The organism is Phenylobacterium sp. (genome assembly GCF_030697925.1).
Lineage (GTDB): Bacteria > Pseudomonadota > Alphaproteobacteria > Caulobacterales > Caulobacteraceae > Phenylobacterium.
The window spans coordinates 1-23,874 of record NZ_JAUYOJ010000036.1; the positions used below are offsets into that span (position 1 = coordinate 1).

Below are 23,874 nucleotides of genomic sequence, written 5' to 3' on the forward strand. Positions count from 1 at the left end.
CACGAACCGAGCCACGCGATCCCGAAGATCCAGAGAATACGGCCGACCCATCCAAGCTGGCCTCCTGCCCAGCCTGGACCTTGAATCATGATCCGCAGATATCCGGAATCCCGATTCAGCTAAGAGCGGTCACGCTCTAGATCCCCAGCCGCTCGGCGACCTCTTCGCCGATCGCCAGGGAAGATGTGAGGCCAGGGCTCTCGATGCCGAACAGGGCGACCAGGCCGTCCAGTCCGTGGACCTGCGGCCCATCGATGCGGAAGTCCGGCTGCGGTTCGTCCGGGCCATGCAGCTTGGGCCGTATGCCGGCATAGTCGGGCGCCAGCGCCCCGTCGGGCAGGCCCGGCCAGAACTTGCGGATATAGCGGTAGAATTCGGTCGCCCGCTCGGGGTCGACGCTGTAGTCCAGCGTGTCGACGAACTGCAGGTCCGGTCCGAAGACCGCCTGGCCGCCCAGGTCGCGGCGATAGTGGGTGCCCAGCGCGCCGTGGATCGGCGGCGGATAGATCAGCCGCGCAAACGGCGCCTTGCCGGTCAGCCGGAAGTAGACCCCCTTGCCGTAGTGCAGCGGCGGGATGGTCGCCTTGGGGAAACCCTGGATCGTCGCCGCCACCGCCTGGGCCGAGAGCCCCGGCGCGGTGACCAGCAGCCGGCAGGTGAGCGTGGTCGGCTCCTCGCCGCCGGCCTTCACCGAGAACCCGCCGCCGTCCAGCGGGCTGGCGCCCTCGAACGGCGTCGAGGTCACCACCACCCCGCCGGCCGCCTCGATCTCACCCTGCAGGGCCAGCATGTAGCCGTGGCTGTCGAACACACCGCTCTGCGGCGAGATCAGCGCGCCCTCGCAGGCCAGCTCGGGCTCCAGGGCCAGGACCTGGGCCTTGGTCATCCGCGCCATGCCCTCGACGTCGTTGGCCTGGGCCTGCTCCAGGATCGAATCCAGCCGCCCGACCTCGTCGCTGGTCGTCGCCACCACCAGCTTGCCGCAGCGGTCGTGGGGCACCTTGTGGCTGTCCAGGAAAGCATAGAGCGCGCGACGCCCCTGGACGCACAGCCGCGCCTTCAGCGAGCCGGTCGGATAGTAGAGCCCACCATGGATCACCTCGGAATTGCGCGCCGAGACCCCCTCGCCGATGATCGGCCCGGCCTCCAGCACCGCCACGACTAGGCCGCGCTTGGAGAGCGCATATCCGCAGGCCAGGCCCACCGCGCCCGCGCCCACCACCACCGCATCAAAATCGAAATCCGCCATGGGTCTGGGGTAGCCGAACCTGGCCCGTATGCAAACCGCCCCGCCCTCTCTAGCCTGATCGCAACAAGCAAGCCGGGAGCGGGACGATGCGTGGGATGAGGTTGGCCCTGGCGGCCGTGGCGGCGGCCTTGGTTCCGGCGACGGCGCTGGCCCAGGCTTCGCCGCCCCCGGCGGGCGCCTCGATCCTGATGTGGAGTCCCGAGCAGCAGCAGGCGGGCTACAAGGCCATGGAGACGCTCGCCGCCCACCAGGTGGTCAAGCGCGGGGCCGAGGTCTTCCCGCTGCCCGCCGGGACACCTCTCGATCCGAAACTGAAGATCGCCGGGACGCCCCACGACATCGAGGGCTTCATGGCGGCCTACCGGGTCTCGGGCCTGCTGGTGATCAAGGACGGCAAGGTGCTGCTGGAGCGCTACGGCCTGGACCGCAAGCCCACCGACCGCTGGACCTCGTTCTCGGTGGCCAAGTCGGTGACCTCGACCCTGGTGGGGGCGGCGATCCAGGACGGCTTCATCAAGAGCCTGGACGATCCGGTGACCGCCTACATCCCGGAACTCAGGGGCGGCGGCTATGAGGGCGTCACCGTGCGCCAGCTGATCACCATGACCTCCGGCGTGAAGTGGAACGAGGACTATACAAGCCTCGTGTCCGACGTGGCCAAGGTGGGGCTCTCGGTGATCGAGCCGGGGGTCAATCCGGTGGTCAGCTACATGCGCCGTCTGCCGCGCGATGTACCGCCGGGCTCGAAGTTCCACTATTCCACCGGTGAGACCGACCTGGTGGGGATCTTGGTCTCCAAGGCGGTGGGCAAGCCGCTGGCGCAGTATCTGTCGGAGAAGATCTGGGCGCCGTTCGGCATGGAGCAGGACGCCATCTGGATCGAGGACGTGGCCGGCCACGAACGCGGCGGCTGCTGCATGTCCATGACCCTGCGCGACTACGGCCGGATCGGCATGTTCATCCTGGGCGGCGGCAAGGCTGGCGGGAAACAGGTGGTCCCCGAGGGCTGGACCGCCGACGCCACCCGCGCGCACGTGCAGGTCAGCCCGGCGCATCCGGAATATGGCGGCTACGGCTATTTCTGGTGGATCAATCCCGCCGTCGGCGCCTACGAGGCCCAGGGCATCTTCGGCCAGTCGATCACCACCTTCCCGAAGGACAAGCTGATCATCGTGGTCAATTCCGCCTGGCCCGCAGCCGACACGCCTGAGCTGAACGCCGCGCGCGACCGGCTGACCGCGGCGATCCGCGCGGCGGTGGCGCGCTAGCCGCCGAAGGTCAGCCGGATCTGGTCGCGATAGAGCAGCAGGTCCCGGGAGACCAGGCTGGGATCGCCCAAGGTTTTGGACACGATGAGCGCCTGGGACGTGGTGCCGAAGACGCCGTCCGCCAGGCCGATCAGGTCCGTCGGGATCTTCGGGGGATAGGCTTCCGCGATCTCCTCCAGCCAGGTCAGGAAGGTCTTGCGCCACACTAGCACCCCCTCGGCGTTCATTCGCGTCACCTCGCGGTCGAAGGCCTGGTCCTGGAAGGTGATGGTCGCCACCAGGCAGCCGGGATGGTTCTGAATCATGTCCGACATCGCCTCGGCATAGAGCTTGATGAAGATCAGATAGGCGTGCAGCGGATCGGACGAGAGCTCCCGCGCCCGGGCGATCAGGGTCTGCTGGAAGACGTCGTTCTCGGCGTGGTAGCGCTCCAGGATCTGGCGGGCGAGATCGTTCTTGTCGCGGAAATGGTAGAAGAAGCCGCTCTTTGTGATGCCGGCCTCGGCCACCAGCTCCTCGATGGAGGTGGCGCTGAAGCCCTTACGGATGATCGCGTCATAGGCGATGTCGAGCAGGCGTTCGCGCGTGCGCGCGCCCTTCGACTGCACCGGCGGTGTGGTTTTCTCGGGTAGCTCGCTCGACATCGGCTTAGCCCACCACGGGATGCTGACCCAAGTCTTTCGGATAACACGAAAATCCCCGGTCAGCCAAAACCGACCGCGCGCTCGCTAGAGGCTGAGGGCGCAACGAAATACCTCTCCCCGCCCCGAGACGAGGAGAAGCAGATGTCACAGAAAGACCAGGCCGGACTGGCCCTGACCGGCGCCAGTCCCAAGGCCGCCAAGGCCTATTGCGAGGCGCTCAGCCTCTATCACCGCATGGGCGGCGATCCCTTCACCCTGCTGGAGCAGGCTGTAGTCGACAGCCCCGGTTTCATCATGGCCCATGTGCTCAAGGCCAACCTCATGCTGGTCGGGACCAATCCCGAGACCATGATGGGCGGGATCGCCGCCCTGGAGACGGCCAAGACCCTGACCGGCACCGACCGCGAACGCGGGCACGTGGCCGCCCTGGCCAGCATCGCCGCCGGCGAGATCCGCGACGCCGGGCGCATCCTGGAGGACCTGTCCATCGAATATCCGCGCGACCTGCAGGCCCTGCAGGCCGGCCAGCTGATGGACTTCCTGCTGGGCGACTCGCGCATGCTGCGTGACCGCATCGCCCGGGTCCTGCCGCACTGGTCGGACGCCATGCCCGACTATCACGCGGTGCTGGCCATGCTGGCCTTCGGTCTGGAGGAGAGCGGCTTCTACAGCCGCGCCGAGGCCGCGGGCCGTCGGGCCCTGGAGTTGCAGCCCCTCGACGCCTGGGCCCAGCACGCCGTCGCCCACGTTTTGGAAATGCAGGACCGTCGCGCCGATGGGATCGCCTTCATGCGGCGCGAGAGCACCGGCTGGCAGCAGGACAGCTATTTCGCGGTCCACAACTGGTGGCACCTGGCGCTCTTCCATCTGGGCCTGGGCGAGACCGACGAAGTGCTGCGGCTCTATGACGGTCCGATCTACGGTGAGGCCTCGACCATGGACTTCGACAAGCTCGACGCGGCGGCCCTGCTGTGGCGGCTGAAGCTGCTGGGGGTCGATGTGGGCGACCGTTGGAGCCGGCTGGCCGACGTCTATGAGCAGGGCATCCTCGGCATGTCGGCCTTCACCGACGCCCATGCCATGATGGCCTTCGTCGGCGCCGGCCGCGCGGACGGCGTCAAGGCGGTGCTCACGGCGCAGGACCAGGCCCTAGCGGCGCCGGGCGATAACGCCGTCATGGTGCGCGATGTCGGCCTGCCGCTGATCCAGGCCATCGCCGCCTTCGACGCGGGCGCCTACGCCGCGGCGGCCGACCGGCTGCGCGGCATCCGCAACCACTCCGGCCGGTTCGGCGGAAGCCATGCCCAGCGCGACCTGATCGACCTGACGCTGATCGCCGCGGCGCGGCGGGGCGGCGACGGGCGCCTGGAAAAGGCGCTGCTCGCCGAGCGCGCCAACGCCAAGCCGCTGTCGATCGGCGACGAGGCGCTGCTCAGCCGCGCCGCCTGAGGACGAGGGCGGCGGTTTAGGCCGCCGCCTTCTCCCACTCGCGCCACAGCTTGGCCTCGTCGGCCTTGGCGATCTTCACCGAGGCGTCCTTGATGTGGCCATAGCCGCGGATCGCCTGCGGCACGGCGGCGATCTGGACCGCGGTCGGCAGGGTCTTGGCGGTCAAGCCCGCCAGAACCTTGTCGAGGCCAGCCTGGTAGTCGACGATCAGGCCCCGTTCCATCTTCCGTTCCTCGGTGTAGCCGAAGATGTCGAGGGCCGTACCGCGCAAGCCCTTCATCCTGGCCATCAGGGGGAAGGCCGCATCCAGCATCCAGCCACCGAACTGGATCTTCCTCGGCTTGCCGTCCGGGCCTTTGGGCGCGAGCAGCGGCGGAGAGAGCCAGATCGTGGTCTTACCCCCCTTGAAGGTCCCGTTCCGCTCGGCGGCGAACCGGCCGTCGGTATAGAGCCGCGCGACCTCGTACTCGTCCTTGTAGGCCATCAGCTTGAAGAGGTTGGTCGCCACGGTGCGGGTCAGGGCCTCGGAGCCGAAGATGGCTTCAGCCTTGGAAACCTGCTCGACCCGTTCCAGGTAACGCTTGGCATAGGCGGCGTTCTGGTAGGCGGTGAGCTCGCGACCGCGATGGGCGATGAGTTCGGCCAGCGGCATGGTCTCAGGCGTCGGGACGTCAGCCTCGGCCGGCCCCCGCGCCGCGGGATCGTGCGCCACCCGGCGGCCCAGTTCGAAGGCTTGCAGATTGGCCTCAGCCTGGACGCCGTTCAGGCGGATCGCGCGGTAGATGGCCCGCGAGGACAACGGGACCAGTCCCTTCTGCCAGGCGAAGCCCACCATGATCATGTTGGAAAAGATGGCGTCGCCGAAGGTGGTCTCAGCCAGATGGTGGGCCGGGCATTCGTCATAGGACTTGGTCGCCGCCTTGATCCGGCCCGACATGCTCTTGGAATCGAAGCGCACGTCGCGGTCGGTGACGAAATCGGCGGTGGGCGAGAAGTCCTCGTTACCGCAGGCCACGGTGCGGTCCTTGGCGTAGAGGGCCAGCGCGTCGGCGCCGGCCGCCGAGAGGATGTCGCAGGCGATCAGCACGTGGGCCGAAGCCGCCGGGACGCGCCCGCCGACCACGCTGTCCTCGGTCTCGCCGATCCGGACGTGGGAGAACACCGCCCCGCCCTTCTGGGCCAGGCCGGTCATGTCCACCACCGACGAGGCGCGGCCGTCCACGTGGGCGGCCATGGCCAGGATCGAGGCGACGGTCGTCACGCCGGTGCCGCCAATGCCGGTGAAGACGATGTTGCGCACCCCCTCCAGCGGCTCGAAGGACGGCAGCGGTGTGGAGTCGGCGGTTAGCGCCGGCATGGCCTTCGCCTGGGCGTTCTCACCGCCTTCGATCGTGACGAAGGACGGGCAGAAGCCGTCGAGGCACGAATAGTCGGTGTTGCAGCTCGACTGGTTGATCCTCCGCTTGCGGCCGAACTCGGTGTTCAGCGGCTCGACGGAGACGCAGTTGGACGTCTTGGAACAGTCGCCGCAGCCCTCGCAGACCAGCGGATTGATGAACACGCGCTTCGTCGCGGTCTCCATCTTGCCGCGCTTGCGGCGCCGGCGCTTCTCGTTGGCGCAGACCTGGTCATAGAGCAGGACCGTGGCGCCGGGCGTGTCGCGCAGCATCTTCTGGACTTCGATCAGTTCCGACCGCGGGCGGACGTCCACGCCGGGGGCGAGATCCTTCACGTCGTCGTAGCGGCGGGGATCGTCGGCGACGATCACGGTCTTGGCTATGCCCTCGGCGGCGAGCTGGCGGGTGATCTGGGCCGGGGTGAAACCGCTCTCGGCCGCCTGGCCGCCGGTCATGGCCACAGCGTCGTTGAACAACAGCTTGTAGGTGACATGGCTGTTGGCGGCGATCGACGCACGGATCGCCAGGGAGCCGGAGTGATTGTAGGTCCCGTCGCCCAGGTTCACGAACACATGCGGTTCGGTGGTGAAGGGGGCCGACCCCACCCAGGTCAGGCCCTCGCCGCCCATATGGCTGTTCAGGTCGGTCGACGGGTCTGAGAAGCTGGCCATATAGTGGCAGCCGATCCCGGCCAGGGCGCGGGAGCCCTCCGGCAGGCGGGTCGAGGAGTTGTGCGGGCAGCCCGAGCAGAAGAACGGCTTGCGCTGCTGTTCCGCCGCCAGGGTCACGGCGGCCATGGAGGCGGCCGAGACGCGGGAGAGGTAGTCGTGGACCCGCTCCATGTGCGGGCCGGGAGGCAGTCGGTCGGCGATGGCCAAGGCCACCTCCGCCACCGAGAGGGCGCCGAGTTCCGAAAGCAAGGGGTGGCCCTGCTCGTCGGTCTTGCCGACGATCTTGGGCCGCGCGTGGGCGGGCAGGTCGTAGAGGGCGGCGCGCGCCTGGGTCTCGATCAGCGCGCGCTTGTGCTCGATGACCATCATGGTCTCGAGGCCGGCGGCGAAAGCGCGCAGGCCGGTCGGCTCCAGCGGCCAGGGCATGCCGACCTTGTAGATGGCGACGCCCAGGTCCGAGGCCTGCTGGCTGGTGATGCCCATGGCCGCGAAGGCCTCGATCACGTCCTTATAGGCCTGGCCCTGGCAGACGATGCCTAGCCGTGGCCGGCTCGAGCCCAGCATGACCCGGTCGATGCGGTTGGCGCGGGCGAAGGCGAGCGCCGCCGGGATCTTGAGCGTCCGCAGGCGGCGCTCCTTGTCCAGGGGCTGGTCCTTCAGCCGAATGCCGACCCCGCCGGCCGGGAACTTGAAGTTCGTGGGGACCACGATCTTGTGGCGGTCCAGCGAGATATCGATGGTGACGCCCGAGTCCATGGTGTCCGCCAGCGCGATCAGGCCCACCCACAGGCCGGAGAAGCGCGACATGGCGATGCCCATCAGGCCGTAGTCCAGCACCTCCTGCACGTCGGCCGGCGACAGCACCGGCATCTCGAAGTCCTGGAAGGCGAATTCCGACTGCGACGGCAGGGTGGAGGACTTGCAGGTGTGGTCGTCGCCGGCCACAGCCAGAACGCCGCCCTTTGGCCAGGTTCCGGCGAAGTTGGCGTGCTTGAAGGCGTCGCCCGTCCGGTCGACGCCGGGGGCCTTGCCGTACCACATGCCGGTGACGCCATCGAACTTGGCGCCGGGGAATAGGTTGGCCTGCTGGCTGCCCCAGACGGCGGTGGCCGCCAGGTCCTCGTTGAGGCCTTCCTTGAAGACCACCTGGGCTTCTTCGAGGAATTTCTTCGCCCGGCCGGCCTGTTGATCCAGGCCGCCAAGCGGGGAGCCACGATATCCCGAGACAAATCCGGCGGTGTTCAGGCCCGCGGCCAAATCCAGGCGCCGCTGGTCCATCATCACTCGCAGGAGCGCCTGGACCCCGGTGATGAAGACGCGACCTTCTTTGAGCAGGAATTTGTCGTCGAGCGTCACATCTGCGTGGCGCATAGCAATATCTTTCCTTTTCGGCTCCCTAGTGCCAATAGAAGATCATATAAGTACGATGCAATTGCTTGCTAAAGGCGTGCCCCCCGCCATGGGTTCCGGGGCAAGAATGACGCTCATATGCGCCGTATGAAGGAGGAAAACTTGTCCGAGGCCCTCGACGCCGTCGATGCCAAGATTTTGGACCTGATCCAGCATGACGCCGGCCTTTCGGTCGCCGAGATCGCAGAACGGGTCGGATTGTCCTCCAGCCCGTGCTGGCGGCGCATCAAACGCCTGGAAGATTCAGGCGTCATCCAGCGTCGCGTGACCATCCTGGACCGCGAACTGCTGGGCTTGGGCTTCGAGGTCTATTGCACCGTCAAGCTGTCGCTGCCGACCAAGGACAACCTGGACGCCTTCGAGACCGCCATCGGCAAGCTGCCGGAAGTGGTGCAGTGCGCCACCGTCACCGGCGCCGCCGACTACGAGCTGCGCATCGTCACCCGCGACATGCACGCCTTCGACGACTTCCTGCGCGAGAAGATCCTGTCGCTGGGCCTGGTCTCCAATATCGAGAGCCGGATCGTCATCCGCTCAGTCAAGCACACCACCGCCGCGCCGCTCGGACTGATCAGCCCCTACGTCAGCAGCCACGGCTGACCGAGCGGCGGTCGTTCTGACCGCCCTCGGCCGCGTGCGCGCAAGCCCGCCTTCTCGGTCATGGCGAGAAAGGGCAGTATGGCGGCCGGACAGAACCCGGAGCCCCGACCATGATCGACCTCGTCATCGACCAGCGGCGCAAGGACCTGGGCGGGTTCGAGGTCGGCCGGGTCCTGCCCTATCCCAGACGGCGGATGGTCGGGCCCTTCATCTTCTTCGACCACATGGGCCCAGCCCGGTTCGAGGCAGGCTTCCCGGCCAATGTGGACGTGCGACCGCATCCGCATATCGGGCTGTCGACCCTCTCCTACCTGTTCGAAGGCGAGATGACCCATCGCGACTCGGTGGGCGTCACCCAGCCGATCCGGCCGGGTGAGGTGAACTGGATGACCGCCGGCTCGGGCATCACCCACTCCGAGCGCTTCGAGACCCTGCGCGCCCAGGGCGGCTCGATGAACGGCATCCAGGCCTGGATCGCCCTGCCGGTCGAGGACGAAGAGACCGCCCCCAGCTTCGACCACTACGCCCCCGAGGTCCTGCCGACTCATGAGGCGAACGGCATGTGGGCGCGGCTGATCGCCGGCCAGGCCTTTGGCGCGAGCTCGCCGGTCAAGACCCACTCGCCGATGTTCTACGTCCATTGGGCGCTGAAGCCCGGCGCCCAGGCGCAGCTGCCGGCGGAGTATCCCGAGCGCGCGGCCTATGTGGCCCTGGGCATGGTCGAGGTGGACGGACGCCAGTTCCATGAGGGCCAGATGCTGGTGTTCGAGCCCGGCCAGCCGGTGCTGTTCACCGCCGTGAACGACGCCATCGTCATGCTGCTGGGCGGCGAGCCGATTGGGGGCCGGTTCATCGACTGGAACTTCGTCTCATCGTCCAAGGACCGCATCGAGCAGGCCAAGGCCGACTGGCGGGCCGGGCGCATGAAGTTGCCCGACGCCGACCACGACGAGTTCATTCCCCTGCCCAACGAACCGCCGCCGGCCCAGGCGAACCCGATGTCGTGAGGCGGCCGAAAGGGCTTGAACGCCCTGGGGGAAGCTTGCTTTGAATGCCACCAACCAGATCCTGGGAGGACGGCATGAAACTCTACTCTTCCATTGGCCCCAATCCGGCGGTCGTGAACATGTTCCTGGCCGAAAAGGGCGTCACCCTCGACACGGTCAAGGTCGACATCATGGCCGGCGAGAACCGCCAGGCCCCCTACATGGAAAAAAACCCGGCGGGCCAATCACCCTGCCTGGAGATGGACGGCGGCGGACATCTGTCCGAGATCATCCCGATCTGCGAATACCTGGAGGAAAAGTTCCCCAGCCCGCCGCTGATCGGCACGACGCCGGAAGAGCGCGCGGAGACCCGCATGTGGCTGCGTCGCATCGACCTCAATATCTGCGAACCGCTCGTCAACGGCTTCCGCTACGCCGAGGGCCTTCCCCTGTTCCAGAGCCGCATGCGGACCATCCCCCACGCCGCCGACGACCTGAAGGCCCTGACCCGGGAAAAGCTCGGCTGGTTGGACGGGCTGATGACCGGCAAGACCTGGGTGGCGGGCGAGCGCTTCACCCTGGCCGACATCCTGCTGTTCTGCTTCGTGCAGTTCGGCGGAACGGTGGGCCAGCCGCTGAACCCCGACAACAAGAACATCGTCGCCTGGATGGAACGGGTGAAGGCGCGGACGCCGGCCAAGGCGCCGGCCTAAAGCTGCTTTCCTCCCCCGTTCCCGTTGGTCACGTGGGAGGAAAAGGTCAGCCCTGCGCGCTCAACGCCTTGCGCGTCTGTTCCCAGTACTGAGCGCCGGTGATGAGGGTGACGATCGTGGCCACCCACATCAGGGTGTGGGCAAGCAGCGTCACCGGGCTCTGGATGGCCGGATCGGCGGGCAGGTCGAACGCCGCCCAGGACGACGACAGCATCTCGGCGGCGAGCGCGGTGAGCTGCAGCGTGGTTTTCCACTTTGCCAGCAGTGTGACCGGCAGCTTCACGCCCTTGCCGGCGCCGACCTCGCGCAGGGCGCTGACCGTGAACTCGCGGAACAGCATCAGGCCCGCCGGCAGCACCACCATCGGCTGGCCGCCCAGGGCCAGCAGGCCCAGGATCGCCCCACACACCAGCACCTTGTCGCCGATGGGGTCGAGGATCGCGCCCCAGACGCTGACGGCGTCCAGCTTGCGCGCCAGCCAGCCGTCGAAGAAGTCGGTGACCGCCGCGATCACGAACGACCAGAAGGCCCAACGCTGCAGGCCGAACTGCATCTCGGGCGTCAGCCGCTCGCTGACATAGGGCACCGCGCCCGCCGCCGCGGCCAGGGCCAGGAAGACGAACAGGGTCAGGACCAGCCGTAGCGAGGTCAGGAGGTTGGGAAGGGCTTTCATGTCGGTCCTAGCGCGCGCATGACTCAGGTGGCCAGCGTCAGCTCGACCTTCTTAGACTGTTTTCCATAGATGCAGATTCGCTTGTCCGCGCCCTCTCGAAGCACGGCCACGCCATAGGTCTCCGTGCCCAGCGGGTGGACGATGACCTCGGGCGTCTTCATGCCGGTCGCCTGGGCCGCGGCCAGACACCTGGCGGCGACGTCGGCGCGGAAGGCGATCCAGGCATCAGGGGAACTGGCCTGGCCGATGGCGGGCGCCAGACTGGCCAGGGCCGCGATGGCGAGGATGGCGCGAGCGGACATGGGCGGTCTCCGGCGGAATTGAGCTTCAGCTTACCGCAGCGTCCGGGCGCGCCAAACGTTCCCGCTCAACCCTTGCGGAAGTAATCGAAAATCCGTTGGGCCAGGGGTTCGCTGACCCCCTCGACCTTGGCCAGGTCGTCCACCGAGGCCCGCGACACGCCGCGCGCGGAGCCGAAGGCATGCAGCAGGGCGCGCTTGCGGCCGGGACCGACCCCCTCGATCTCATCGAGCGGGTTCTTCTTGATGTCCATGGACCGGCGGGTGCGGTGGCTGCCATTGGCGAACCGGTGGGCCTCGTCGCGCAACCGCTGCAGATAGTAGAGGACCGGCGACTTGGGCTCCAACATGAAGGGCGGCTTGCCCTCGATGAAGAACCGCTCCAGCCCCGCATCGCGGTCGGGGCCCTTGGCGACCCCCACCACGGCGATGTCGTCGACGCCCAGATCGGCCATGACCTCGGTCACCGCGGCGAGCTGGCCCGCGCCGCCGTCCACCAACACCAGGTCGGGGCGGATCGCGCCCTCCCCGGCCTCCTCTTCCTTGACCAGGCGGGCGAAGCGGCGACGCATCACCTCCTTCATCATGCCGTAGTCGTCGCCGGGGGTGAGCTCGGTCCCCTTGATGTTGAACTTGCGGTACTGGCTCTTCTGGAAGCCGTCGGGGCCCGCGACGATCATGCCGCCGACCGCGTTGGTCCCCATGATGTGGGCGTTGTCATAGACCTCGATGCGCTCGGGATTGCCGTCCAGGCCGAAGGCTTCGCACACCCCGGCCAGCAGCTTCGACTGGGCTGAGCTCTCGGCCATCTTGCGGCCCAGGGCCTCGCGGGCGTTGGTGAGCGCGTGGTCGACCAGCTGGCGCTTCTCGCCCCGCTGCGGCCGATCGATGGTCACCTTGCGGCCGGCCTTCAGGCCGAAGGCCTCGCACAGCAGGTCGCGCTCGGCGGGTTCGATGCTGGTCAGGATCAGCCGCGGGATCGGCTTGTCGTCGTAGAATTGGCCCAGGAAGGCGCTCATCACGTCCGGGTCCTCGTCCGACTTGTCGACCCGGGGGAAATAGGCGCGGTTGCCCCAGTTCTGGCCGGCCCGGAAGAAGAACACCTGGACGCAGGCCTGGCCGCCCTCGGCGTGCAGGGCGAAGACGTCGGCCTCCTCGATGGTCTCGGGATTGACCTGGGTCTCCTGGGCGACGGAGGCCAGGGCCCGGATCCGGTCGCGCAGGCGCGCGGCGCGCTCGAACTCCATGTCGTCCGAAGCCGCCTGCATCTGGTCCGACAGGGTCTTCATCACCGCCCGGCTCTTGCCGCGCAGGAAGGCCTCGGCCTGGTCGACCAGGCCGCCATAGTCCTCCAGGCTGACCAGGCCCGTGCAGGGCGCGGCGCAGCGCTTGATCTGATGCAGCATGCACGGCCGGGTGCGGCTCTCATAGACGCTGTCCGAGCAGGATCGCAGCAGGAAGGCCTTCTGCAGGGTGTTCAGGGTCTTGGTGACCGAGTGGGCCGAGGCGAAGGGGCCGAAATAGTCACCCTTGATGGTGTGGGCGCCGCGATGCTTGCGCAACTGGGCGGCGGGATGTTCCCGCCGGATGACGATCTCGGGGAAGCTCTTGTCGTCGCGCAGCAGGACGTTGAAGCGCGGCTTCATCTGCTTGATCAGGTTGATCTCGAGCAGCAGGGCGTCGGTCTCGGTGCGGACCGTGACGAACTCCATCGACCGGGTCAGGTCGACCATCAGGGCGATGCGCTGAGTGTGGAAGCGGCCCTGGGCGTACTGCAGCACACGCTTCTTCAGCGAGCGGGCCTTGCCAACATAGAGGACCTCGCCATCCTCGCCGATCATCCGGTAGACGCCCGGAGCATCAGGCAGACGCCGGACCTCGTCCTTGATCAGGGCCGCGCCCTGCAGGGGCGCCGGGGTGGTGACGTCGATGGTCATGGCGCAGATATAGGCGAGTCCGGCGTCGCGCGCAGGACGCGATCTAGAGCTTCACCCCGCCGGCGGAGAGTTTCTCGAAGCCCGGCTTGGTCAGTTTGATGTAGCCCTTCACCGGGTCGCGCCAGAAGATCGCGCCCTTGATCTTGCCTGGATCGAAGCCGTCGGCCACCAGGTCCATCTTGCGGTGCTTGAACGTGCCGGTGGTCTCGATTGCCGGAAGGATGCGGACGAAGACCGGCTGGGCGTAGGGCGGCAGGTCGCGGGCCACCTGTTCCCCGAACTGCTTGATGTCGAAGCCCGACTCCACCACCAGGCCCGCCATGCCGGCGCGGCCGTCGGCGCCCTCGACCGTCACGCCATAGACATTGGCCTCGGCCACGCCGGGCACGGCGGCCAACCGTTCGGCCACCTCGTTGGTGGAGACGTTCTCGCCCTTCCAGCGGAAGGTGTCGCCGATCCGGTCGACGAAATAGAAGTAGCCGTCGGCGTCCATGCGCATCAGGTCGCCGGTGCGGAACCAGGCGTCGCCGCGTTCGAAGACGTCGCGCAGGATCTTCTTCTCGGAGGCGACCTTGTCGACATAGCCGGTATAGGCGGTTCGCGCGTCGCCGCCGATCGCGCCGATGCACTCGCCGACCTGGCCCGGCCCGCACTCGATGCACAGGCCGTTCAAGCCGCGCACCGGCTCCTCGGTCTCCACGTCGAACTGGACCAGCCGCACGCTGAACTTGTTGCGCAGCCACTTGGGCGCCCGGCCGATCGCGCCCACCTTGCCGTCGAAATTGAACAGCGAGACATTGCCCTCGGTAGAGCCGTAGAACTCCAGGATCTCCGGGATCCTGAACCGCGTCCTCATCTCGGCCCAGACGTCGCCGCGCAGGCCGTTGCCGAAGGCCAGGCGGATCTTGTGGCCGTGCTCGTCCTCGACCTCGGGATGGTTGACCAGGTAGCGGCACAGCTCGCCGATATAGACGAACATCGTGCAGCGCTCGGCGACCACGTCGGACCAGAAGTGACTGGCGGAGAATTTCCTCTTCAACACCGCCGAGCCGCCGTTCAGCAGGGCCGCGCCCAGGCCGCAGAGACCGCCGGTGGCGTGGTAGAGCGGCAGGGCCACGTAGATCCGGTCCTTGGCCGTGGCCCCCGTGGCGCCGGCGAAGGCGCGCATATAGAGCTGGGCGCGGACGTGGGTGATCCGCGCGGCCTTCGGCAGGCCGGTGGTGCCGCTGGTGTAGATATAGAGCGCGGTGTCCTTGGCGGTCATGCCGTCGCGCACCGAGCGATCCGGCGGGAGCTGGCTGCAGCTCTTCAACGCCTGGACGAGGTCGCGCTGGTCGCCATGCGCCTGACCCAGGACCCATTGCTGCATGGGTCGGTCCAGCAGGGTCTTGGCCTGCTCGAACACCGGCGAGGTCTCGCCGTCGACGATCACATGGGCCGCGCCCGAGATACTCAGGCAGTGGGCCAGGGGCAGGCCCGCGAGCTGGTTGTTGATCAGGGCGGTGACCACCCCGATCTTCGACAGCCCATACCAGATCGGGAAATATTCCAGCCGATTGGGCAGGAACAGCGCCACCACCTGGCCGCGCCGGATGTTCATCCCCTTGGCCCAGTGGGCGAAGCGGTTGGCGACGGCGTCCATCTCGCCATAGGTGAGGGTCTTGCCCTCGAAGGTCAGGGCGGGGTTGTCGCGCCAGGTCTCCACCGCAACCTGCAGATCGTCGCAGATGAGGTTGGGCGAGGACGGCGCGATGGTCTTCACGCGCTTCAAGGTACGTTTGAGCCCGCGCATGAAGCGCCAGTCACGTTCGAGCCGGGCCTTCAGTCGCATGCATTCCCTCCGACGCGCGCTCACCTTGGCGGGGGCCGTGAGCGCGGGTCAAGCTGAGCCATGGATGCGAAGCGTCGCACCCGTCTCAGGCGAACCCGACCGTGGCGGAAAGGACTCAGTGCTTGGTTAAGAAAACCGCGCCCAGGCCGATTGGCGAGAAGCGCCCAGGACCTCACTGGTCAAGGATACCCTCACGCGTCGGCAAGCTCGGCCGTCAATTGTGGCGCGGAGGCGGCGACAATCGCCAGACTATGGCGCAAAATTGGAAGTCTTTGTACGATCGTCGAAAATGAAACTTCACTGTTGGAAAAAACTTCTCGGTCAAAAAACAGTATAATTTCAGGAACTGCGGCCCTTAAGACACGGTTCGGATCAAGCGTGACGTTGGAAATCACGGAACATGTGAACGCCCAGCTCGTTCTCATCTCCGACCAACGACCTGGGAGGTCTGATATGTCGACCGAATATAGCCCGTTTGCCCGCCCCAAGTTCACCGCCGAGGACTTCGCCCGCGAAGATTCGTCCACGACCTTCGACACCGCGCCCCGTGTGGCGCCGGAAGAGCGCACCTTCGCGTCGGATGATGCGCCGCGCGCCGCCTTCGTCGATCCCGACCTCGTCCGCGAGGACCAGGTGATGGACGACACCTCGGCGTTCGCCGCCGCGCCGCGCTATGCGCAGAGCGCCAAGTCGACCGCAAAGTCATCGGGCCGCGCGATGGCGCCCATCGCCATGATCGCCATTCCCGCCGTCGCCCTGCTAGCCGGCGTCGCCTACTTCACCATGCAGCCGCGGGACGGCCTGATCGCCGAACAACCGGCCACCGTCGCCGTCGCCCCGACCCCGCCGGCCCCGCTTCCGGAGCCGACTGAACTGGCCGCGGTGACGCCGACGCCCGCCCCGGTCGAGGCCACGCCCACGCCGGCCGCCCCCATCGCCAAGGCCGCCACGCCCCGCGTGACCGCCCGCGCCGCCGCGCCCACCCGGGTCGCCAGGGCTCGGCCGGCTCCCGCCGCCGCCCCTGGCGCGGAAGACGTGAGCGCCTGGTCGCGCGACGCCAGCGCCACCCTGCCGACCGCGCCGGTCCCCTATTCGGCCACCACCCAGACGCCCAGCGCCTCGCCCGCCCCGATCATCCTGCCGCCCATCGCGGCCGAACCGGTGGCCCCAGCCCCGAGCGAGACCCCGACGCCGCTGGTCCCGGACCCGACCATTCCGCCGACCCTCTAGGGACGGGTTAGCAAGAGCGCGGCGGCCCCCGGCGACGGGGGCCGCCGTCGTCTTGTCCCGTGCCCGGGGTCGCCTTCTAGGTGCGGCGGCGGAACGCTCCCTTAACTCCCCTGCGACATCCTGGTCGCAACGAGATCTGGGGTAGGGGCCCAAATGCGGCGCGAGTCCGAGTTAGGCATGTTGGCGCCCATGGTGGCGCTGGCCGTGACCGCCATGGTGGTGTTCGTCGCCAGCCTGATGATCTGGGCCGCCGAGATCGATCGCGGGGTCCGCGCCCACGAAGAGGACCTGGTCCGGCGGGGGATCAGCGGCGACGTCGCCGAGATCGAACGCTCGATCATTCCTGAGACCAACTGGGATGAGGCCATCCTCAAGCTCGACAATCGGTTCGACCCGGCCTGGGCCGCCGAGAACCTCAACGACCACTACGCCCAAAACCTGGACTTCGAGCGGCTCTTCGTCCTCGACGCCGCCGATCGGCCGATCTACGCGCGCCATCATCGGCAGACGGCGTCGCTCGCCACCTTCGGACATTTCGAAGGCGCCGCCAGCCTAGTCGCCAATGTCCGCCGCGCAGAGGCCCGGCGCGGGCCGATCGCACCCCACCGGCCCGGCGCGCCCATGAGGCTGATGTCCCGCGCCATCCAGTCGAGCGACTATGTGTTCCACGACGGCCGGATCTATCTGGTCACCGCCACCCTGGTGCAGCCCGACTTCGCCACGGCCACGCCCAAGGGTCCCCGCGCACCCGTCGTGGTCATGGCCCTGGCCATGGACCGAGGCGGCCTGACCCGCCTTAAGGAGCGTTTCCAACTCGCCGACCTGCGAGCCGGCGTCGGCGACCAGGGCGTGGAGCGCGGACGCGCCAAGCTGGTGGTCGAGACGCTTGGCGGCCCGCCGATCGTCGTCAACTGGGCGCCGCAACGTCCCGGAGCCGACCTGCTGCGCCGCGCCATCCTGCCCGTGACCCTGGTGATCCTGGCCTTCGCGGCCATGGGCGCCGTCATGGTGGTCCGCGCCCGCCGCGCCGCCGCCCATCTGCTGGCCAGCCACCGCTCCCAGAGCGAGTTCCTGGCCAATATGAGCCATGAGATCCGCACCCCGCTCAACGGGGTTTCGGCCATCGCCGAGGCCTTGGAGCGCACGCCGCTCAACCCGGCCCAGGCCGAGATGGTCGGCATCATCCGCGGTTCGGGCGCGACCTTGGAGCGCCTGCTGTCGGACGTGCTGGACCTGTCGCGCATCGAGACCGGCGCGGTCAGCATGGAGAACGCGCCCTTCCATCTGGCCGACGCCATCCGCGAGGCCGCCGCCCTGGCCGGCGCCCGGGCCAGGGACAAGGCCATCGATCTGATCATCGACATCGACCCGGCCGCCGAGACCGCCGTCGCCGGCGACGTGTTGCGGGTCAAGCAGGTGCTGACCAACCTGGTCTCCAACGCCGTGAAGTTCACCTCCGACGGCTATGTGGCCGTGGCTGTCCGGGCCGAGGGTCCGGGCCGCTGGCGCATCGAGGTGCAAGACACCGGCGTCGGCTTCGACCCCGCCGACAAGGCGCGGCTGTTCAACCGTTTCCAGCAGGCCGACGGCTCGGTGACCCGCAAGTTCGGCGGCTCGGGCCTTGGCCTGGCCATCTCCAAGCAGCTGGTCGGGCTGATGGGCGGGGAGCTGGACGCGATCAGCAACCTCGGCGAAGGCGCCACCTTCACCGTGCGGCTGGAACTGCCGCTGGCCGACGCCGCCGGCCCGGCGGCCGCTCCGGCCCTGCAGTCCGCCGGCGACGCCGATCCCGATCGGCCGCTGCGCATCCTGCTGGCCGATGACCACCCGACCAACCGCAAGGTGGTGCAGGTGCTATTCTCCCAATTCGACGTCGACCTGGTCTGCGCCGAGAACGGCCAGGAAGCTTGCGAGGCCTTCGCCGCCCAGCGCTTCGACCTGGTGCTGATGGACATGCAGATGCCGGTGATGGACGGCCTGACCGCCGTGCGCGAGATCCGGGCGCGGGAGCGGGCCCGCAACTGGATCGCCACCCCCATCGTCATGCTGACCGCCAACGCCCTGCCCGAGCACCAGGCCGCCAGCCTGGCCGCCGGCGCCGACCTGCACATGCCCAAGCCCATCGAGGCGGCCAAGCTGTTTGCCGTCCTGCAGCACGTGGCCGAGAGCCAGGCCGTCAGCCGGGCCGCGGCTTAACAAACCGTCAATCGGCACGGCGACCCCATGCCACATTCCCAGGGGGCCGGTTCCCCGGCTAGGTCCCCGGCGCATCTGCCAATGCCGAGGGAAGACATGTTGAAGCTGCTGTTTTCGAGTTGGGGCGCCGAGTGGGGCACCGCGGCCCTGGTGTTCGCCGTCAGCGCCGCCGTGGGGCGGTTCGCCGCCGAGGGTATGAACACGCTTCAGTGGTGCGGCGCGATCACCGCTGTCCTGGCCTCGATCACCGCCGCCGTCGCCGTTCGCGTCTGGAAGCCGGAAGCCGCCAAGGTCCGCGTCGAGGACTGATTATTCCGCGTGGACGTCCACGCCCATGGCGTTCAGCAGCCGGTACTGCTGGTCCACCGTCACCTTCAGGCCATCCCGGCTGGCGAGCTCCAGCAGGTTAAGGCCGCTGACCTCCGCGCCGCGCAGATCGGCGCGAGCGAGCTTGGCGCCGGCGGTGAGCGCCTGGAACAGGTCGCACTCGCGCAGGTCCGCTCCCTCCAGGTCGGCGTCGATCAGCAGGGCCTCGCGAAAGCTTGAGCGGTTGAGATCGCAGTCGGGCAGCCGCACCTCGGTGAGGTCGGCCAGTTCCAGGTTGCAGCCCTTCAGGGCCGCCGACCACCGGACGACACTGCGCCCGAAGGCCCGGCCGAAGTCCGCCTTGAGGAACACTGCGCCGCGCAGGTTGCAGGCCTCCATCTCGATCCCGTAGAGCGCCGAACGCTCGATCTTGGCGAAGGAAAGGTCGCAGCGCGCGAACCGCGCCTCCTCCAGCCGCGAGAAGGCGAACTGCGGGCCAACATGGCCCTGGTCATCGGCGCAGACGCAGTCCTCGAACACCGCCTCGCGCAGGTCGGCATGGGCGAAGCGGCAGCGGATCAGACGGCAGGCCTTGAAGCGGACGCCTTGCAGGCAGACCCCCTGGAACTGGACGTCGGCGAAGGCGCAGTCCTCGAACACCGCATCGGTGAGATCGGCGTCGGTGAAGTCGTGGCCGGAGAGGTCCAGCCCCACCAGCCGCGCCCCGGCCTCGATCTGCGCCATGTTCCGCCCTCCGCTCACCCGCCGGGGATCGACTGTCGGCGACGCCTGCGTCGCAAGCGGTCGTAGGCGACGCCTACTCCGCCGGCGCCACCGGAACCTGGATCTCGCCGCCGGCCTCGCGGAACTTGGCGCTCATCTCCGCCATGCCCGCTTCCGCCACGTCGTTCTGCCTGGCCGCCGAGTCACGGATCTCCTGGCTGATCTTCATGGAGCAGAACTTCGGGCCGCACATCGAGCAGAAGTGGGCGGTCTTGAAGGCCTCCTTCGGCAGGCTCTCGTCGTGGTATTCGCGCGCCGTCTCCGGATCGAGGCCCAGATTGAACTGGTCCTCCCAGCGGAACTCGAACCGCGCGCGGGAAAGTGCGTCGTCCCAGGCCCGGGCGGTGGGATGGCCCTTGGCCAGGTCGGCGGCGTGGGCGGCGATCTTGTAGGCGATCACCCCTTGCTTGACGTCTTCGCGGTCGGGCAGGCCCAGGTGCTCCTTCGGCGTCACGTAGCAGAGCATGGCGGTGCCGTACCAACCGATCATCGCCGCGCCGATGGCGCTGGTGATGTGATCGTAGCCCGGCGCGACGTCGGTGGTTAGTGGGCCGAGCGTGTAGAACGGCGCCTCGCCGCAGACGGCCAACTGCTTGTCCATATTGGCCTTGATCTTGTGCATTGGCACGTGGCCGGGCCCCTCGATCATCACCTGAACGCCATGCTTCCAGGCGATGGGCGTCAGCTCGCCCAGGGTCTCCAGCTCGGCGAACTGGGCCGCGTCATTGGCGTCGGCGATGCAGCCCGGCCGCAGGCCGTCGCCCAGGCTGAACGACACGTCGTAGGCCCGCATGATCTCGCAGATGTCCTCGAAGTGCTCGTAGAGGAAGTTCTCCCTGTGGTGCGACAGGCACCACTTGGCCATGATCGAGCCGCCGCGGGAGACGATGCCGGTCACCCGCTTGGCGGTCAGCGGCACATAGGCCAGCCGCACCCCGGCGTGGATGGTGAAATAGTCCACCCCCTGCTCGGCCTGCTCGATCAGGGTGTCGCGGAACACCTCCCAATTCAGGTCCTCGGCGACGCCGTTGACCTTCTCCAGCGCCTGGTAGATCGGCACCGTGCCGATCGGCACGGGCGAGTTGCGGATGATCCAGTCGCGGATGTTGTGGATGTTGCGGCCGGTCGACAGGTCCATGACCGTGTCGCCGCCCCAGCGGATGGCCCAGACCATCTTGTCCACCTCGTCGGCCACGGTGGAGAGCACCGCGGAGTTGCCGATATTGGCGTTGATCTTGACCAGGAAGTTGCGGCCGATGGCCATCGGCTCAAGCTCGGTGTGGTTGATATTGGCCGGGATGATCGCCCTACCGCGGGCGACCTCGTCGCGGACGAATTCCGGGGTCACGAAGTCGGGGATCGAGGCGCCGAAGTCCTCGCCGTCGCGAATGAAGGGATCGCTCTCCTTGCGGCGCAGGTTCTCGCGGATGGCGACGTATTCCATCTCCGGCGTGATGATGCCGCGCCGGGCGTATTCCAGCTGGGTGACCGCCGCGCCGCCCTTGGCGCGATAGACCCGGCGCGGGGCGGTGAACTGCGGCGCCAGGTGCTCGCCCTTGGCGAAGCCGTTGTCCTCGGGCTTCACCTCGCGGGGGTTCTCGACGATCTCGATGTCGCCGCGTGAGACCACCCAGGGCTCGCGGGTGCGGTCCAGGCCCTTGTCGATGTCGATCTTTGCGGTTGGGTCGGTATAGGGGCCCGACGGGTCGTAGAGGGTCAGGGCCGGCTCGTTGGCCGAAGGGTGCACGGCCACCTCGCGGAACGGCACGCGAATGTCGGGCCAGAGCACGCCCGCCTGGTAGACCTTGCGCGAGCCGGGGCGTTCCCCCGTGGGGATGGCGTCTTTGATGGGCGTCTGAATGTTCACGCGCGGAACTCCCTTGGCGGGGGCCAGCGACGACGGAATCCGGACGATAGGTCCGTTCCCTTCGCCGGCATGACCCGGATCAGGTTCTACGGGTCGCGGGCTCGCCCGCCTCTCAGCCGCCCATGCGCGGCCCCCCGAGGACGAGGCGACCATAGGCGCGATCGAGCCGTTCGAAAAGGCCGCGATCTCGCCCTAAAACGGGGTCAAGCTTCGCGATCAGGAGACCCGCCATGAAAGCCGTCCTCATCGTCTTCGCCGCGACCGCCCTGGTCGCCACCTCCGCCCCCGCCCAGCCCGCGGCCCCCTCGGCGCCCGGCGCCTCGCGCGACTGCTTCCGGATGAGCCAGCTTCGGGGTCACAAGCGGGTCGACGCCAAGACCCTGAACATCGAGGCCGGCGACGGCTCGATCTATCGCTGGGAAATGAGCGGGTCTTGCCTGTCCGGGTCGTCGTCCAGCGACCCGCTGGTGATGAGCCCCAGCAGCGGGTCGGACCTGATCTGCCGACCCATCGACCTGGACCTGAAGGTGAAGCACGGCCCGATCCTCAGCCCCTGCATCATCAAGAGCTTCACCAAGCTGACCCCGGCCGAAGTCGCGGCCCTGCCTCCGAAACACAGGCCCTAGCCTAGCCCCGGCGGAGTCGCAACGCGCCTTGGCCGCATGCTAGTGACGCGGCCGAGGAGTTCCCCATGCATCTCGCCCGCCTGCCCTGCGCCCGTTTCGCCCACCTCCCGACGCCGTTGGGGGCCCTGACCCGTTCGGGCGGCGCCCAGGGCGGGTTCGGCTATCAGGGCGAGATGCAGGGAGCGCTGGCATGAGCTTGGTCCTGGGCGTGCTCGGCGGCATGGGCCCGGCCGCCACCCTCGATTTCCTGGCCAAGCTGCAGGCCCTGACCCCGGCCGAGCGGGACCAGGACCACATCCGCACCATCGTCGATATCAATCCCCAGGTGCCCGACCGCAACGACCCCTTCGCCAAACCCGGCCCGGTCCTGGCCGAGATGGCCGGCGCCCTGCACGGGGCCGGGGCCGACGTCCTGGCCATCGCCTGCAACACCGCCCACGCCCATGCGGATCTGATCTCGCGTTCCTCGGGCCTGCCGTTGATCGACATGATCGGCACGGCGGCGGCGGCGGCGCGCGACACCGGCGCCCATCGGGCCGGGGTGCTGGGGACGCGTCCAGCCATCAAGCTCTATCGCGAGTACCTGGCCGCCCAGGGGATGGGCCTGGTCACCCTGCCGCCCGAACGGCAGGAAGCCTTCATGGCCCTGCTCTACCAGATCAAGTCAGGCGACCGGTCGGCGCAAGTCGGCGCCGAAATGGCGCTCCTGGCCGCGGAGCTGATGGCCGACGGCGCAGAGGCGGTGATCGCCGGCTGCACCGAGGTTCCGCTGGTGCTAGGTCCCGCCGCCGTCCGCGCGCCGCTGATCGACGCGGCCGACGAGTTGGCTAGGCGCTGCGTCGCCGTGTGCCTCGGCCTGGAGCCCGTGCCGGAGCTGACCTAGAGCCGCGCCGCCTTGAAGGTGTCGCAGGCGCCCGGATCGCCGGTCTGCACGCCCGTCCGGAACCAGCGCATGCGCTGCTCGCTCGTGCCGTGGGTGAAGGCGTCGGGCATGACCCGGCCCTGGGTCTGCCGCTGCAGGGTGTCGTCGCCCACCGCCGAGGCCGCGCGGATCCCGTCCTCGATGTCCTTGGGATCCAGCGCCACCTGGCCGCCGGAGGCCTCGGCGGCGTGGGCGACCCAGACCCCCGCATAGCAGTCGGCCTGCAACTCCAGCCGGACCGCCGAACTGTCCTCGCCGCGCGAGCCGCGCTCGACGCGGTCGGTCTGGCCGGTGAGGTGCTGGACGTGATGGCCGATCTCGTGGGCCAGGACATAGGCGCGCGCCGCCTCGCCCTTCGCGCCGAACCTGGTCTCCAGCTCCTGCCAGAAGCTCAGGTCCAGATAGACCTTCCGGTCGGCCGGGCAATAGAATGGCCCCATGGCCGCCTGGCCGGTTCCGCAACCGGTGCCGGTGGCCTGGCTGTAGATCACGATCGCTGCGGGCGGCTGGTAGCTCTGGCGGTTCTGGGCGAAGATCGGGGTCCAGACGTCGGTGGTCGAGCCCTCGATCACGTCGACGAACTGTCCGGCCTCGTCGGTGGGCGCGCCGCGGACGCCCGCCTGCTCCTGCTGGGCCTGGCCGCCTACGCCTTCGACGACCGCCATGGTGGTCGAGGGGTCGATGCCGAACACGAAATAGCCGATGGCGGCCAGGATCACCCCGCCGACGCCGATGCCGCCGACCCCCACCGGGCCCATGCCGCGACGATCCTCGACATTGCCGCCGCGGCGACCGCCCTGCCAGCGCATGCGCGAAA

The 23,874-nt window shown here is 68.2% G+C and carries 21 protein-coding genes and 1 riboswitch; of the genes, 11 read left to right on the forward strand and 10 right to left on the reverse strand.

The window, feature by feature from the left end:
- Positions 1–136: 136 nt before the first annotated feature.
- The gene (locus tag Q8Q88_RS04135) at positions 137–1,249 is read right to left on the reverse strand and encodes an NAD(P)/FAD-dependent oxidoreductase (protein ID WP_305673935.1); all 1,113 of its coding nucleotides are present in this window, start codon (positions 1,247–1,249) and stop codon (positions 137–139) included.
- 86 nt (positions 1,250–1,335) lie between these two features.
- Between Q8Q88_RS04135 and Q8Q88_RS04140 the strand changes: the two genes are divergently transcribed.
- Positions 1,336–2,517 (forward strand): serine hydrolase, encoded by a 1,182-nt coding sequence (locus Q8Q88_RS04140; protein WP_305673936.1) that lies wholly within the window; start codon positions 1,336–1,338, stop codon positions 2,515–2,517.
- Here the strand turns inward: Q8Q88_RS04140 and Q8Q88_RS04145 are convergent.
- Entirely contained in the window at positions 2,514–3,161 is a 648-nt protein-coding gene (locus Q8Q88_RS04145) for a TetR/AcrR family transcriptional regulator (protein ID WP_305673937.1), read from the reverse strand. The genes Q8Q88_RS04140 and Q8Q88_RS04145 overlap by 4 nt on opposite strands.
- Before the next feature lie 141 nt (positions 3,162–3,302).
- Between Q8Q88_RS04145 and Q8Q88_RS04150 the strand changes: the two genes are divergently transcribed.
- Complete coding sequence (locus tag Q8Q88_RS04150; RefSeq protein WP_305673938.1) at positions 3,303–4,610, forward strand: tetratricopeptide repeat protein; 1,308 nt, start codon at positions 3,303–3,305, stop codon at positions 4,608–4,610.
- 16 nt (positions 4,611–4,626) lie between these two features.
- On the opposite strand, the gene Q8Q88_RS04155 is transcribed toward Q8Q88_RS04150, so the two are convergent.
- The gene (locus tag Q8Q88_RS04155; RefSeq protein ID WP_305673939.1) at positions 4,627–8,049 is read right to left on the reverse strand and encodes an indolepyruvate ferredoxin oxidoreductase family protein; all 3,423 of its coding nucleotides are present in this window, start codon (positions 8,047–8,049) and stop codon (positions 4,627–4,629) included.
- Positions 8,050–8,190: 141 nt separating this feature from the next.
- Between Q8Q88_RS04155 and Q8Q88_RS04160 the strand changes: the two genes are divergently transcribed.
- The 3 genes from Q8Q88_RS04160 (at position 8,191) to Q8Q88_RS04170 (ending at position 10,387) form a co-directional block, all read left to right on the forward strand.
- Positions 8,191–8,688: an Lrp/AsnC family transcriptional regulator gene (locus Q8Q88_RS04160; RefSeq protein ID WP_254834412.1), complete on the forward strand. Its 498-nt coding sequence runs from the start codon at positions 8,191–8,193 to the stop codon at positions 8,686–8,688.
- Positions 8,689–8,798: 110 nt separating this feature from the next.
- Positions 8,799–9,695 carry a pirin family protein gene (locus Q8Q88_RS04165; protein WP_305673940.1) on the forward strand — a complete coding sequence of 299 codons (897 nt, stop codon included), beginning with the start codon at positions 8,799–8,801 and terminating at the stop codon, positions 9,693–9,695.
- Positions 9,696–9,769: 74 nt separating this feature from the next.
- A complete protein-coding gene (locus Q8Q88_RS04170) occupies positions 9,770–10,387 on the forward strand; it encodes a glutathione S-transferase family protein (RefSeq protein WP_305673941.1) in 618 nt (205 codons plus the stop codon).
- Positions 10,388–10,433: 46 nt separating this feature from the next.
- Here the strand turns inward: Q8Q88_RS04170 and pgsA are convergent, their stop codons facing one another.
- From pgsA to Q8Q88_RS04190, 4 genes are all read right to left on the reverse strand, one after another.
- Positions 10,434–11,060, reverse strand: a complete 627-nt coding sequence (gene pgsA / locus Q8Q88_RS04175) for a CDP-diacylglycerol--glycerol-3-phosphate 3-phosphatidyltransferase (protein WP_305673942.1) — start codon at positions 11,058–11,060, stop codon at positions 10,434–10,436.
- A gap of 23 nt (positions 11,061–11,083) precedes the next feature.
- Entirely contained in the window at positions 11,084–11,362 is a 279-nt protein-coding gene (locus Q8Q88_RS04180; RefSeq protein WP_305673943.1) for a hypothetical protein, read from the reverse strand.
- A 65-nt stretch (positions 11,363–11,427) separates the two neighbouring features.
- A complete protein-coding gene (gene uvrC / locus Q8Q88_RS04185; RefSeq protein WP_305673944.1) occupies positions 11,428–13,296 on the reverse strand; it encodes an excinuclease ABC subunit UvrC in 1,869 nt (622 codons plus the stop codon).
- Between the two features lie 43 nt (positions 13,297–13,339).
- The gene (locus Q8Q88_RS04190) at positions 13,340–15,127 is read right to left on the reverse strand and encodes a long-chain-acyl-CoA synthetase (protein ID WP_305673945.1); all 1,788 of its coding nucleotides are present in this window, start codon (positions 15,125–15,127) and stop codon (positions 13,340–13,342) included.
- Between the two features lie 453 nt (positions 15,128–15,580).
- On the opposite strand from Q8Q88_RS04190, the gene Q8Q88_RS04195 reads away from it, so the two are divergent.
- From Q8Q88_RS04195 to Q8Q88_RS04205, 3 genes are all read left to right on the forward strand, one after another.
- Positions 15,581–16,357 carry a hypothetical protein gene (locus Q8Q88_RS04195; RefSeq protein WP_305673946.1) on the forward strand — a complete coding sequence of 259 codons (777 nt, stop codon included), beginning with the start codon at positions 15,581–15,583 and terminating at the stop codon, positions 16,355–16,357.
- 177 nt (positions 16,358–16,534) lie between these two features.
- Positions 16,535–18,553 carry an ATP-binding protein gene (locus tag Q8Q88_RS04200; RefSeq protein WP_305673947.1) on the forward strand — a complete coding sequence of 673 codons (2,019 nt, stop codon included), beginning with the start codon at positions 16,535–16,537 and terminating at the stop codon, positions 18,551–18,553.
- Between the two features lie 96 nt (positions 18,554–18,649).
- Positions 18,650–18,862, forward strand: a complete 213-nt coding sequence (locus Q8Q88_RS04205; RefSeq protein WP_305673948.1) for a hypothetical protein — start codon at positions 18,650–18,652, stop codon at positions 18,860–18,862.
- Here Q8Q88_RS04205 and Q8Q88_RS04210 read toward each other — a convergent pair whose 3' ends face one another.
- A complete protein-coding gene (locus Q8Q88_RS04210) occupies positions 18,863–19,603 on the reverse strand; it encodes a pentapeptide repeat-containing protein (protein WP_305673949.1) in 741 nt (246 codons plus the stop codon).
- Positions 19,604–19,676: 73 nt separating this feature from the next.
- Complete coding sequence (gene thiC / locus Q8Q88_RS04215; protein WP_305673950.1) at positions 19,677–21,509, reverse strand: phosphomethylpyrimidine synthase ThiC; 1,833 nt, start codon at positions 21,507–21,509, stop codon at positions 19,677–19,679.
- A 38-nt stretch (positions 21,510–21,547) separates the two neighbouring features.
- Positions 21,548–21,656, reverse strand: a riboswitch (TPP riboswitch).
- An 83-nt stretch (positions 21,657–21,739) separates the two neighbouring features.
- On the opposite strand from thiC, the gene Q8Q88_RS04220 reads away from it, so the two are divergent.
- The 3 genes from Q8Q88_RS04220 (at position 21,740) to Q8Q88_RS04230 (ending at position 23,018) form a co-directional block, all read left to right on the forward strand.
- Positions 21,740–22,135, forward strand: a complete 396-nt coding sequence (locus tag Q8Q88_RS04220; protein WP_305673951.1) for a hypothetical protein — start codon at positions 21,740–21,742, stop codon at positions 22,133–22,135.
- Between the two features lie 65 nt (positions 22,136–22,200).
- Positions 22,201–22,329: a hypothetical protein gene (locus Q8Q88_RS04225; protein ID WP_305673952.1), complete on the forward strand. Its 129-nt coding sequence runs from the start codon at positions 22,201–22,203 to the stop codon at positions 22,327–22,329.
- Positions 22,326–23,018, forward strand: coding sequence for an aspartate/glutamate racemase family protein (locus Q8Q88_RS04230; protein ID WP_305673953.1), 693 nt, complete (start codon positions 22,326–22,328; stop codon positions 23,016–23,018). The genes Q8Q88_RS04225 and Q8Q88_RS04230 overlap by 4 nt, the downstream gene beginning before the upstream one ends.
- Here Q8Q88_RS04230 and Q8Q88_RS04235 read toward each other — a convergent pair.
- Positions 23,015–23,866, reverse strand: a complete 852-nt coding sequence (locus Q8Q88_RS04235; RefSeq protein ID WP_305673954.1) for a neutral zinc metallopeptidase — start codon at positions 23,864–23,866, stop codon at positions 23,015–23,017. The genes Q8Q88_RS04230 and Q8Q88_RS04235 overlap by 4 nt on opposite strands.
- Positions 23,867–23,874: the final 8 nt, after the last annotated feature.

Coding starts and splice junctions, on each gene's coding strand:
- Q8Q88_RS04135 (WP_305673935.1), bottom strand. CDS start 1,249: ATGGCGGATTTCGATTTTGATGCGGTGGTGGTGGGCGCGGGCGCGGTG.
- Q8Q88_RS04140 (WP_305673936.1), top strand. CDS start 1,336: ATGCGTGGGATGAGGTTGGCCCTGGCGGCCGTGGCGGCGGCCTTGGTT.
- Q8Q88_RS04145 (WP_305673937.1), bottom strand. CDS start 3,161: ATGTCGAGCGAGCTACCCGAGAAAACCACACCGCCGGTGCAGTCGAAG.
- Q8Q88_RS04150 (WP_305673938.1), top strand. CDS start 3,303: ATGTCACAGAAAGACCAGGCCGGACTGGCCCTGACCGGCGCCAGTCCC.
- Q8Q88_RS04155 (WP_305673939.1), bottom strand. CDS start 8,049: ATGCGCCACGCAGATGTGACGCTCGACGACAAATTCCTGCTCAAAGAA.
- Q8Q88_RS04165 (WP_305673940.1), top strand. CDS start 8,799: ATGATCGACCTCGTCATCGACCAGCGGCGCAAGGACCTGGGCGGGTTC.
- Q8Q88_RS04170 (WP_305673941.1), top strand. CDS start 9,770: ATGAAACTCTACTCTTCCATTGGCCCCAATCCGGCGGTCGTGAACATG.
- pgsA (WP_305673942.1), bottom strand. CDS start 11,060: ATGAAAGCCCTTCCCAACCTCCTGACCTCGCTACGGCTGGTCCTGACC.
- Q8Q88_RS04180 (WP_305673943.1), bottom strand. CDS start 11,362: ATGTCCGCTCGCGCCATCCTCGCCATCGCGGCCCTGGCCAGTCTGGCG.
- uvrC (WP_305673944.1), bottom strand. CDS start 13,296: ATGACCATCGACGTCACCACCCCGGCGCCCCTGCAGGGCGCGGCCCTG.
- Q8Q88_RS04190 (WP_305673945.1), bottom strand. CDS start 15,127: ATGCGACTGAAGGCCCGGCTCGAACGTGACTGGCGCTTCATGCGCGGG.
- Q8Q88_RS04195 (WP_305673946.1), top strand. CDS start 15,581: ATGTCGACCGAATATAGCCCGTTTGCCCGCCCCAAGTTCACCGCCGAG.
- Q8Q88_RS04200 (WP_305673947.1), top strand. CDS start 16,535: ATGTTGGCGCCCATGGTGGCGCTGGCCGTGACCGCCATGGTGGTGTTC.
- Q8Q88_RS04205 (WP_305673948.1), top strand. CDS start 18,650: ATGTTGAAGCTGCTGTTTTCGAGTTGGGGCGCCGAGTGGGGCACCGCG.
- Q8Q88_RS04210 (WP_305673949.1), bottom strand. CDS start 19,603: ATGGCGCAGATCGAGGCCGGGGCGCGGCTGGTGGGGCTGGACCTCTCC.
- Q8Q88_RS04220 (WP_305673951.1), top strand. CDS start 21,740: ATGAAAGCCGTCCTCATCGTCTTCGCCGCGACCGCCCTGGTCGCCACC.
- Q8Q88_RS04225 (WP_305673952.1), top strand. CDS start 22,201: ATGCATCTCGCCCGCCTGCCCTGCGCCCGTTTCGCCCACCTCCCGACG.
- Q8Q88_RS04230 (WP_305673953.1), top strand. CDS start 22,326: ATGAGCTTGGTCCTGGGCGTGCTCGGCGGCATGGGCCCGGCCGCCACC.
- Q8Q88_RS04235 (WP_305673954.1), bottom strand. CDS start 23,866: ATGCGCTGGCAGGGCGGTCGCCGCGGCGGCAATGTCGAGGATCGTCGC.